Origin of the sequence: Heyndrickxia coagulans DSM 1 = ATCC 7050 (assembly GCF_000290615.1) — a bacterium.
Classification (GTDB): Bacteria; Bacillota; Bacilli; order Bacillales; family Bacillaceae_C; genus Weizmannia; species Weizmannia coagulans.
In genome coordinates, this window is sequence record NZ_ALAS01000194.1 from 20,985 (window position 1) to 31,586 (window position 10,602).

Annotated in this window: 11 protein-coding genes and 2 pseudogenes; 9 read left to right on the forward strand and 4 right to left on the reverse strand. The window is 46.7% G+C overall.

What is annotated here, in order from left to right; genetic code table 11:
* Positions 1 to 528: 528 nt before the first annotated feature.
* On the reverse strand, positions 529 to 1,437 hold the full coding sequence (locus tag IC21_RS09840; protein ID WP_029142292.1) for a nuclease-related domain-containing protein: 909 nt from the start codon (positions 1,435 to 1,437) through the stop codon (positions 529 to 531).
* An 88-nt stretch (positions 1,438 to 1,525) separates the two neighbouring features.
* Here IC21_RS09840 and IC21_RS09845 point away from each other — a divergent pair, with 88 nt between their 5' ends.
* Positions 1,526 to 2,629, forward strand: a complete 1,104-nt coding sequence (locus tag IC21_RS09845; protein WP_029142291.1) for a hypothetical protein — start codon at positions 1,526 to 1,528, stop codon at positions 2,627 to 2,629.
* A 399-nt stretch (positions 2,630 to 3,028) separates the two neighbouring features.
* Here IC21_RS09845 and IC21_RS16735 read toward each other — a convergent pair whose 3' ends face one another.
* Positions 3,029 to 3,148, reverse strand: a complete 120-nt coding sequence (locus IC21_RS16735; RefSeq protein ID WP_235801116.1) for an AraC family transcriptional regulator — start codon at positions 3,146 to 3,148, stop codon at positions 3,029 to 3,031.
* On the opposite strand from IC21_RS16735, the pseudogene IC21_RS16295 reads away from it, so the two are divergent.
* From IC21_RS16295 to IC21_RS09870, 6 genes and pseudogenes are all read left to right on the forward strand, one after another.
* Positions 3,108 to 3,236 (forward strand): annotated as a pseudogene (locus IC21_RS16295) (rhamnulose-1-phosphate aldolase); the annotation flags it as partial. The gene IC21_RS16735 and the pseudogene IC21_RS16295 overlap by 41 nt on opposite strands.
* 59 nt (positions 3,237 to 3,295) lie before the next feature.
* Positions 3,296 to 3,718, forward strand: coding sequence for a methylglyoxal synthase (mgsA, locus tag IC21_RS09850; protein WP_013859011.1), 423 nt, complete (start codon positions 3,296 to 3,298; stop codon positions 3,716 to 3,718).
* A 333-nt stretch (positions 3,719 to 4,051) separates the two neighbouring features.
* Positions 4,052 to 4,360 carry a hypothetical protein gene (locus tag IC21_RS09855; protein WP_029713811.1) on the forward strand — a complete coding sequence of 103 codons (309 nt, stop codon included), beginning with the start codon at positions 4,052 to 4,054 and terminating at the stop codon, positions 4,358 to 4,360.
* A 113-nt stretch (positions 4,361 to 4,473) separates the two neighbouring features.
* Positions 4,474 to 4,581, forward strand: a complete 108-nt coding sequence (locus IC21_RS16740; RefSeq protein WP_142236785.1) for a hypothetical protein — start codon at positions 4,474 to 4,476, stop codon at positions 4,579 to 4,581.
* 289 nt (positions 4,582 to 4,870) lie between these two features.
* Positions 4,871 to 5,497 (forward strand): 5-formyltetrahydrofolate cyclo-ligase, encoded by a 627-nt coding sequence (locus IC21_RS09865; RefSeq protein ID WP_029713810.1) that lies wholly within the window; start codon positions 4,871 to 4,873, stop codon positions 5,495 to 5,497.
* Positions 5,494 to 6,834: an MFS transporter gene (locus tag IC21_RS09870; RefSeq protein ID WP_019721984.1), complete on the forward strand. Its 1,341-nt coding sequence runs from the start codon at positions 5,494 to 5,496 to the stop codon at positions 6,832 to 6,834. Before IC21_RS09865 ends, IC21_RS09870 begins: the two co-directional genes overlap by 4 nt.
* Before the next feature lie 196 nt (positions 6,835 to 7,030).
* Here IC21_RS09870 and IC21_RS09875 read toward each other — a convergent pair whose 3' ends face one another.
* Positions 7,031 to 7,801: an MFS transporter gene (locus IC21_RS09875; RefSeq protein ID WP_307189624.1), complete on the reverse strand. Its 771-nt coding sequence runs from the start codon at positions 7,799 to 7,801 to the stop codon at positions 7,031 to 7,033.
* Positions 7,723 to 7,947 carry an ATP-binding cassette domain-containing protein gene (locus IC21_RS17700; protein ID WP_029142287.1) on the reverse strand — a complete coding sequence of 75 codons (225 nt, stop codon included), beginning with the start codon at positions 7,945 to 7,947 and terminating at the stop codon, positions 7,723 to 7,725. Before IC21_RS17700 ends, IC21_RS09875 begins: the two co-directional genes overlap by 79 nt.
* A gap of 379 nt (positions 7,948 to 8,326) precedes the next feature.
* Here IC21_RS17700 and IC21_RS09880 point away from each other — a divergent pair, with 379 nt between their 5' ends.
* Together IC21_RS09880 and IC21_RS09885 are read left to right on the forward strand one after the other, a co-directional pair.
* Positions 8,327 to 9,484, forward strand: a complete 1,158-nt coding sequence (locus tag IC21_RS09880) for an AI-2E family transporter (protein ID WP_029142286.1) — start codon at positions 8,327 to 8,329, stop codon at positions 9,482 to 9,484.
* 506 nt (positions 9,485 to 9,990) lie between these two features.
* Positions 9,991 to 10,590: pseudogene (locus tag IC21_RS09885) on the forward strand (transposase); the annotation flags it as partial.
* Positions 10,591 to 10,602: the final 12 nt, after the last annotated feature.

The following is a 10,602-nucleotide window of genomic DNA, read 5'->3' on the forward strand; positions in this document are numbered from 1 at the left end:
GCTATTAAAATATGGCAAAAGTAAGCTTACTGTTGTTTCAGAGAGGCATTTAAAAGGACAAATGGAGTCACGGGACTGGAGCAATTGTCCTTTTGGAGCATTCAAAAGGACAAAAGGAGCCGTAAACCGGAGCAAAATGTCCTTTTGGAGTATTCAAAAGGACAAAAGAACTCGTGAACCGGAGCAAATTGTTCTTTTGGAGCATTCAAAAGGACAAAAGGAGCCATGAACCGGAGCAAAATGTCTTTTTGGAGTATTCAAAAGGACAAAAGAACTCGTGGACCGGAGCAAATTGTCCTTTTAGAGCATTCAAAAAGACAAAAGGAGCCCGTAGACCGGAGCAATCGTCCTTTTGGAGCATTCAAAAGGACAAAAGGAGCCATTGACCGGAACAAAGTGTCCTTTTGGAGTGTTCAAAAGGACAAAAATAACGGGGGAACAGAGCATATTTGGTCTTTTTGAAGTGTTAAAATACCAAATGCTTTTCCCCCCGGTAGAATTTGTAATTCATAAGTTTGTGATCATCAATTACTCATAGTAAGACCACCTTCCACCTCTGAACTTATTAAAATTTTTTGCCAGTATCCTGCTCACCCTTTTTTTCGAGTCCACAATCCTGCACCAGTCAAAAATATCATTTGTTGTAATCTTCCGCTCTGGAAACAGCATCCGAAATTCTCTGACACTGCGGAGGACCGCGGCCTCAACAGATTCAGCCTGTCCACAATCCTCACAAATAACTGAGCGTCCTTTTACCGCACAGGAAAAAGAACCACAAGTGGCGCAAAAAATGCCTTTCCGCAATTGATCATACCTATATTTCGGCAAATGAAGAAAAGGCGATTCTTCTATATGCAGCGAAGATAGCTTTTCTGCCAGCCTTCTATGCTTTCCGCTCAGCTTTGCAGAAATTGCATTCAAATCTTTCATATACCGTTTTAACTGATTCGGAAAAATAAATGGCGCACTTAGGGGTGCCTGGTACAGGGTAAATTCGGGGTTTACAAAAACAACGGAAGCCGAGACCGGCATATTGAAACCGAGCGAGAGAATCAGCTGCCGGAAAAGCGATTCGCAACGTTTGACCTGAAGCAGTGGGTTGTTGATTTCAGACTTATTATTTTTTGTAAAAATCCTGTCCCGCTCGTAATAAAAATCCCCTTTATAATTTTTCACTTCAAACAGGTAAATGGTTTCGCCGGTAATCATGAGGGCATCAATCTGGAACGTAGCATTGTTGCAGGAAAGGCGCAAATCATTCAGTACAAAACAATCACATGTAAGCGCTCCTGTTAAAGAGTCAAAATACCGCTCGCCTTCGTCACCTTTTTCCAAATTCCGTAGATACTGAAGGTCTTTTTCATGGAGTTTCATCCGGCTGCTCAGCGACTTTAAAAGAGCATACTCAAGTGAAGTTTTCCTTTCCTTGAAAAGCATCGTTCACATCCTTTCTAAAATTCAGACTTCATACCCATTATAAGCAACTTTTTGTATAATATAAATATCAATTTTCGTAGGTGAGCAGATGAAAAATTTACGGATTGAGCAAACAAGTGAAAGAATAAGCGATCAATTCGGAATGGGCATCGTAGAATTTCTTATCAGCCAGACGCATCTCGCATCAAGGCTGAACAGTGCCAAGTCAGAAACGATTAAAAGGAATCCCGGCTATTCAAACGGGGACATCGCGAAGTCTTATATCGGGCTGCTTTGCCTTGGGAAAAATAAGTTTGCTGAAATTGAACCGTTGCGGAGTGATTGTGATTTCCGTACCTTTTTAAAATTGGAAAGAGTTCCCTCGCCGGCTGTCCTTGAGCACCGCCTGGATGAAGCAGCTTTATCAGAAGAATGGAAACAGATCATCCTTGATGAATCTCTTCACCTGCTTCGCAAGGCTGGTGCACCTATCAACCCGGTGACCATACAAGGCAAAAGTTTTATCCCGGTAGATGTTTCAACGCCGTTTGTTTTTATTGGAAAGGAAGGGTACTGCCTTTCCTTTGGACAAGAAACGAGCGTGACGGTCCGTGCTGCTGAACAATTGGCGGAAGGGCCTTTCCTTTGGCGGCTCGAGGCAAAAGAAGGATCCGAAATGATGGAAAAATTGTTGGACCGTAACATTGATTTTGTGATCAAACTGCAGACAGATGCCGGCACCTGGATGGAAACTGCACGGAAATACGGCACATGCTCAACCGAACGGGAAGGAAAAAACGTTTACTTTGGGTCTGTTGCGGAACCCATTACGGCAGCCGGGGCAAAAAAACCAGCCTACTATGTTTTTAAACTCATTGAAACAACTATTGATAAAAACGGGCAAATCCTTCTGATTCCAGAGTATGAAGCAGATGTGTACATGACAACGCTCGATACCCCGCCGGAAGCTGTGCCAAGGCTTTACGGCGAACACCTGAAAGCCTGTAAATCACTGAGACGGGAATTTATGTTTGATCTTGGTTTTAAACAGCCGCCTTCCCGGAATAAAAAAACGAATGCGCTTGCCCTGCATTTTGGCATATATGCTTACAACCTGCTCCGCTTTGCCGGCCAGGGGAAAATCCGAGCAAAACGAATCCGTGATGCGATCAGGGAACTGCCAAACATGGTGATTAAAGAAGTGGAAGAATAGCATTTTCTATCCTGAAAATATGCGCCGGCTGACTTTCACTCTTCTGCTGGTGCCGCATTCATTGCGGCATGGGCGTCTAATAGCATTTTCTTGCCGTTCCTCAGGCCCGGCCATTGCGATGGAAAAATGGAGCGGGCCACAAACTTCTCCCTGTTTCACTTGAATGCCATTAGAATGTTCCACGTCCGGCCTGCATGAATGTAAGGGCGGGAGGGGGCTCTGCGTTTAGGCACCATCCGTTATACAGCGCAAACAGCAAGGGAAATCCCATCCCACCAGCGTTGTGCCATTCAAACTGCAAAAAGGAACACTTGTCGATAGCGCAATTAAAATGAATCCCCGTCCGCTGACATTGTGCAATCCAACCAGTATTACGACAACGCAAACAGCAGGGATCCGTCACCCGTTCCGCCTGTAAGCAAGCGGCGTCATCTCCGTTTTCCGTTTGAACAGCCGGTTGAAATAGGGGGTATCCGCAATGCCGACAAGCGAGCTTCCGTCCCATTTTATGAGCCATATCGCAAGGCTTGAGGTTGATCCGGAAAACCGGATTGTTATGCACAACCATGCGACCCATTTGCTCGCAATGACATTTACCCATCCGCTTTTTATAATATTATCGTATTATAGTAGTAACGTTATTTTTTGGAGAAGGGAGTTTTCCAGTTGAAAATTGCTTTTATTGCCCATGATAAAAAGAAAGAGGAAATTGTAAACTTTGCGGTTGCCTATGAGCCGGTATTCGACGGCCATGAATTGTACTCGACCGGCACAACCGGCAAGAGGATTATGGAAAAAACCAATTTGAAAATTACCCGCTTCAATTCCGGCCCGCTCGGCGGCGACCAGGAAATCGGCGCAATGATTGCCAAAAATGAAATGGATCTCGTTTTCTTTTTCCGTGATCCGCTCACGGCCCAGCCGCACGAACCGGACATTACCGCTTTACTCCGTCTTTGCGATGTCTATTCGATTCCGCTTGCCACCAACATGGGTACAGCTGAACTGCTCGTCCAAGGCTTAATGCGCGGCGATTTAAACTGGCGCATGATTGTGCATGAAAAGGAGAAGAAGAACAAGGGGGAATAAGAATTTCCGCCATATTTCATGCCAGCTTCCGGTGAAGGAAAATTAGGATTTCCGCATTTTGGGAATCCTTTTGGTTCCCCCGTCATTGGATTGGAATGCCAGGCACAGGCTGGGATAAATGGATGTTAGCCCCTGATGCGTTCCTAGATAGAGTGAAAGGGGGCTATCCGGGAATAGCAGGAAAGCGGTTCAGCAAATACATTGAACGGAACCGCCGCGAATACTACGAAAATGCGGGCGGCAGAATGACGAGCGGGCCGTTCTAAGGGCAGGGTCAAATCGAAAAAACCTGCCGGCACCGAAAGAGGTTTCCCCGAACCGGAGAAATGGGCGATGAACGAGCAGGAAGTGCTTGACGCAATCAAAGAGTGGGAAAATTTAAGTACCATTCGGGAAAACAAAGTATTGTACGAAGCCCGGCTGAAATTTTTGCGCGACCAGCTGGCGAATATCCGCGGGGAAAGAGAGGAAGGGCTCAAAGAAGGGATACAAAAAGGGATTGAAGAAGGCAGGCAAAAAGGAATCGAAGAAGGGGTACAAATAGCAATCAAAAAAATGCTGAGCAAAGGCACCGCACCCGAAACGATCGCAGATATGCTCGATTATCCGCTTGAAGAAATCAAAAAATCCAGCGGGAAATAGAACGGGGCCATTAATGTTTCCCTGCAGTCCGGGTGGTGAAAAAAGGGGAGAAGTCAGGCATCAGTTTGCTGCAACTAGTCAACATTTGATCACAATGGCAATCCGGCTATTCTATGAAATTCGGCCTGATTGCCGTAAACCAAAAAACGCAGGAACGGATGATAAAGGAAAGCGGGCGCTATCTCGGAGAAATGGCACAACTAAATGCAGGAAAAAGATAAGAAAAAGCCCCCATGCCGTATGCAGCTTGGGGGCTTTTTCTGTTGCAGCAAAGGATGCTAAGCAACTGTCATTGCCAGCGGGGTTCAGGAGCTCCGGTATCCCGGAAAAGCTGCCTCTTGCACCCGTTGAAAGTGGAATTCAACAATAATCTCGAATCACTTTGGCGTGGATAACCGGGGAATTCTAAAAAGTGAAAAAAGTACTTGCCATTCCCAAGGGAGCGAATCAGAAAATCCCCTCTGGTCTCATACACCCGGGGGGCATTTTCGTTTCCACTTCAGCCCAAACATGGTAAGATGGAAAAGCGCAAATTTTGATGGGTGTTCCGGGGTGAAGAAAATGGACAAGGCGGAAATACGAAGAGAAATGATCGGCTGGTTAAAGCGGCTGGATTTTAGCGAAAAGCAGGCCATAGAAGAAAAACTGCAACAAATTTTATTTTCCTCCGGTTTGTGGAAAAATGCCGGAACGGTTGGCGTGACGGTCTCCCAACATTTCGAATGGGATACGAAGCGGATCATTGAAACCGGGTGGGCGCAGGGGAAAACGATTTGTGTTCCAAAATGCGTGCCAAAAGAAAAAGAGCTCGTTTTTTACAGGCTGGATGATTTCGCGCAATTGGAAAAAAGCTTTTTTAACCTGCTCGAGCCGAAACCGGAAGAAACAGCAAAAATCGAGAAGCAGGCGATAGACCTGCTCATCGTTCCTGGCCTTGTTTTTGACAAAAAAGGTTTTCGCATCGGTTTTGGCGGCGGTTATTATGACCGGTTTCTTGCCGGTTTTCCCAATCAGACCGTGTCTTTGGTCCACTCGTACCAATTGAAGGAGCATGTCCCCAGCGAATCTTATGATATTCCGGTCCGGCAAATCGTGACGGAAACCGGAATGTTAAAAGGGAATGGAGGGATTTTATGAAGAGCAGAACGTTTGTCATGGTCAGTATTGTCCTGGCAATGCTTGTGTCATCGATTGACGCAACGATTATGAACACCACAATGCCTGTCATTGCAAAAGAACTCGGCCACTTTGACTTGTACGCATGGGCATTTGCTTCCTATATGATCACGAGCACCATTTTATCCCCGATTGCGGGCCGGTTGTCCGACTTGTTCGGGAGGAAAAAAGTGTTCGGGTCCGGGATCGTGCTTTTTTTCGCCGGGTCGCTTTTATGCGGCATGTCATCCGGGATGATTGAACTGATTGTCTTTCGGGCTATTCAGGGCATTGGGGCAGGTTTTATGGTCCCGTTTCCGGCCATTATCGCAGGAGACCTGTTTTCTGTTGAAAACCGCGGAAAAATCCAGGCATTGTTTACTGGCATGTGGGGATTATCCGCTGTCCTGGCGCCGCTTTTAGGCTCGTTTTTTGTAACGTATTTAACGTGGAGGTGGATTTTCTTTGTCAACCTGCCAGTCTGCCTCATTTCGTTTTTAACGCTTTTGCCGTATAACGAGCATTACGCGCCGAAAAAAGCGCGTGTCGATTACATAGGAGCTGCATTATTTGCGGTTGCGATCACACTCTTGCTTTTGGTCACGGTCGTACACCGCAACTACTGGTTGTTTGCGGCAGCCGGAATCCTTTTTCTTCTCCTTTTTTATTTTTATGAAAAAAGGCAGGATTCCCCGATTGTGCCGCTTTCGATGTTTAAAAATAAGACATTTGCCCGGATGAATGTCAACTCCTTTATCGGGACAGTGGCGTTGTTTGGTGCTTCTAGCTATGTACCGCTGTTTTTGCAGAAAGTAACAGGGCTGTCACTGCTCATGAGCGGGGTTGCGCTGCTTGGGTCGTCGATCGGCTGGATGGCCGCTGCAGTCCCTGCCGGAAAATGGATATTGCGGTATGGCTACCGGCGGCTGCTTTTAATCGGGAACGGGCTTTTGCTTGTTTCGGGTGTATGCTGGATCTTTCTAAATCCGGGTCATGGGTTCTGGTACGTCTTTCTCGTCATGATTGTCCATGGCGCTGCATTCGGGCTGCTTTCGACGGTCGGGATTATCGGTTCCCAGCAAATGGTGAGCGCCTACGAAAAAGGGATAGCTACTTCCTTTTTCATGTTTTGCCGGAACATGGGAACGGCGATCGGCGTGACCGTAATGGGTGCCTTTCTGACAAGCGGGTCTACTTATATGCAGGGCATTCACCATTTGTTTCTATTCGGCTTTTGCGGCAGCATTTTGGCCTTTTTAACTTCTTTTCTGATTCATAATAATGCGGGTGAAAGCGGAAAAACAGCAGCAAATCAATAGGGCTTGCTGAATCAGCCGGTGCCTGGCAGGGGATCTGGCAGCTCTGGGCGAACTTCACGTTTTACTCGAAAACAGGCTCTTTCGCAGATCCATGATTTGGTAATATTGAGGCAGAGCTTGCCGGCAAATCGGATTTAATCAGCAAACCTTAATAAACCCGTCTTAGCTTATCAGGCTAAAACGGGTTTTCTGCTCCTCAACAGGGGGAGTCCGTTTCTTTTTTCAACTGCATTTTCCTTTGCTGGTCCTGCGGCTTTTCCAATACACCAACGGTTTGGACGGTAAAGGAAAGGGCAAATCCAGTGACTGCCAGGATGAGCGTGAACATAAAACCGTACTGGACGCCGTTTGTTAAGGCCGCTACGGCACTTTGCCCGCCTGCCCCTGTATAAGCGTGTTCGCCTGCAGCCAGCAATGTGGCAGACAAGGCAGTGGCAATCGCGCCGCTCACTTGCTGGGCGGTATTCATAATCGCGCTGCCGTCAGGGGACATCTCTTTCGGCAATGCGTTCAGCCCGTTCGTTTGCGCCGGGGACATAACAAGCGGCGCGCCGACCATGAGCAAAAGATTCGCTGCAATCACAAAAAGAAAAGAAGATGTTGTTTGGACACAGATAAACATTGCACCAGCTGCGATGCAGATCAGAAACCCGATTCTGACAAGCCATTTTGCGCCGTATAGATCATAAAGCTTGCCCGAGACAGCCGACACAATCCCGTTTACAATTCCCCCTGGCAAAAGAAGGATGCCGGTAAGCGCGACAGCTACCAGTTTTCCGCTCTGCCAGTACATCGGCAGCAAAAGCATGGATGACATGATAATACTGAAGACGATCATAATCATCAGCGTGCCAATGGCGAACATTTTATGCTGGAAGGCACGCACATTCAGCATCGGTTTTTCCATTCGCAATTGCCGGATGGAAAAAATCGCCTGTTTGTTTTCATTTGACAGCCAGGGATAAATTTGGTTGCTGAAACGGCGCCAACATCCGGGCTCGTTTTAGCATGCCTGTTTCCAACAATAATCACTTTCCCTGAATCCGGCGCCTGAAAACCGGCAATCACGTTCAGAAGGGTAGTTTTGACGCAGCCGGAGGCCCCGGGATACAAACAAAATTTACCGGCAGTTCACTGTTTGGGGAAACCTGGTCACTTAACCTGCTCTCCTTTGGCAGCACTTGGCCTGGCCCGGACTTTTGGCTTCTCCTGCCCGTCTTCCTGAGCAGCCTGAAAGCAGTAATACAATCAGCAATAGAAAAGCGCCAATTTTAAAGTAATTTTTCGTAAATAACATATGCCATCCCCTGTTTTATTCATTTTTCATTTTCCCACCCAAGAGAATTTCACGTGCTGGAACCATCTGATCAGGCCTCATCATGTATAACACAGAAAAAATGATAAAAATTGGTCTGCTGCAATCCTTTATTTTCAAGTATAATCAAGTTAAATGGATTATAAGACAAACGGACGCATCAGACGGAGGGATTAAATGAAAGGAATAAAACTTAGTTTATGGATCAAATACATACTGCTGGCGGTTGTGGCCGTGCTTTTTGTAAAATATTTCAGCACGATTCTGGATGCGCTCGGGGCGGTTTGGCATGTTGCATTCCCACTTGTGCTCGGGGCTGCGATTGCCTATGTGCTCAATATTTTAATGAAAAAAGTGGAACGCGTTTATTTTCCGAACGCGCAAAACAAATTTATCCGCGCAACGCGGAGGGGCGTCAGCATTCTTTTTTCGTTTGTGGTGATTTTCGGCATTGTTTCCATTCTGGTTTTGATCATTGTGCCGCAATTGATCCAGGCTTTTACAGTGTTGATTGATGCCATTCCGCGCGTTTACACGAAAAGCTTGGACTATTTCCAGTCAAACAGCGGCAAGTACTCCAGTCTCGGAAAGTTCATCTCCAGCCTGCAGGTCGATCTGGATGCAGTCACAAAAAAATTGACCGCATCTCTTTCCAAAGTGGTGACCGGCATTTTGAATTCGACGTTTTCCATCGCCGGCGCCTTAACAAGCGGCGTAATGAACCTGGTCATTGCCATTATTTTTGCCATCTATATTTTGGCGGCAAAGGAGAAGCTGGCTATTCAGGCGGATAAAGTGGTCCGTGCTTTTTTGAAAAAGCAGACGGCGGACAGATTGTATTATGTGCTCAAGGTGGCAAACCGGACTTTTTCAAGCTTTATTGTCGGGCAATGTGTAGAGGCCGTGATTTTAGGCTGCTTATGTACGGCAGGCATGTTTCTTTTACATTTTCCATATGCTGCCATGGTCGGGGCATTTATCAGTGCAACGGCCTTGATTCCGGTTGTCGGCGCGTATTTGGGTGCGGCATTCGGCGCATTTATGATTTTAACGGTGGATCCGATGAAGGCGCTGTTCTTTTTGGTGTTCATTGTTGTGCTTCAGCAAGTGGAAGGCAACATCATTTATCCGCGGGTAGTAGGGTCGTCGATCGGGCTGCCGGGTTTATGGGTCCTGGCGGCGGTCATCATCGGGGGCGGCCTTGGCGGGATCGTTGGCATGCTTTTCGGTGTGCCGGTTGCCGCAACATTGTATAAGCTGCTGAGCGACCAGGTGCAAAAACGGCTGCAAACACCACCGGGAGTGGAGGAAACAAACAGGAGCGGTACTGTATAATCACCCGGATGGAGACGGAAGTTCTTTGCACGAAAAGATGAAACATTGGGCTGCCGTCCGAATGATAATTGTGGGAATAGAAGTGAGGTTTTCGGCTTCTATTCCCTTTTAGGGAGAAAAACAATGAGAATTGGATTCAGCGGAGGGATCCTTTACGGAGCTGTCATCTTGCTCTTTCTTTTGTTGTTTGTGATGAAAGCGTTTTATAATTTGTAAAACAAGATACAGCTGAATCCTTTGTTTGTTGGAATACATTTATCACATAGCCGGGTAGCCTTTTCACACTCCGCTTTCCCCTTCCCGGTCTGCGCCGGGCGCGTTGGCCGGAGAGTTTTTTTATCGCCTGTTGTTTTTCTATCTTAATTTAAATAGGATATTCCGATTTCGTGTCGAATGTTAGCATCAATGTTATGCCGGCTGGAAGAAGAAAGGTGTCTCCTTTTTGCCGGCTGAAGGTACCCGCATCGATGAAATACTTTACAACGGCAATCCAGGGCCATCAGAACAAAAAGGCAACAAAGCTTGTGGAAGCAGCCAGAAAGAGTATTGGCATTCAAGCTGGCATGAAGTTTGCCAAACGGGAAATAGACTGCCTGCTTGAGCAGTATGAGCTTTACAATCAACAAATCCAACAGTTGGATCAAGAACTGGAAAGCCTGGTAGAAGGTCTCCCGGGAGCCAGGCAAATGATGGCTATCCCAGGCCTGGGAAAGACTACAGTCGCTTTATTTTTCGCTGAGGTGGGTGACATTACAAAGTATAGCCACCCCCAACAGCTTGTAAATTTAGCAGGGCTCTCATTGAAAGAACATAGTTCAGGGAAGTTTAAAGGGCAAACAACCATCACCAAACGGGGAAGAAAGAGGCTTCGAAGAGCCTTGTATCTGGCAATTCGCCCGCTGGTTGTGCACAATCCGGCGTTTAAAGCCCTGCACCAATATTATACAAAGCGCCCTAAACACCCGTTGAAGAAACAGCAGTCACTCATAGCCTTGTGTTGCAAGTTATTGCGAGTCCTGTTTGCCATCGGCAACAAGCAATGCGATTTTGATGGGGCAAAATTATTGCAAGGATTGCCTCAAATAGAAACATTACAGGTAGCTTAAAAAAGCAAGGTA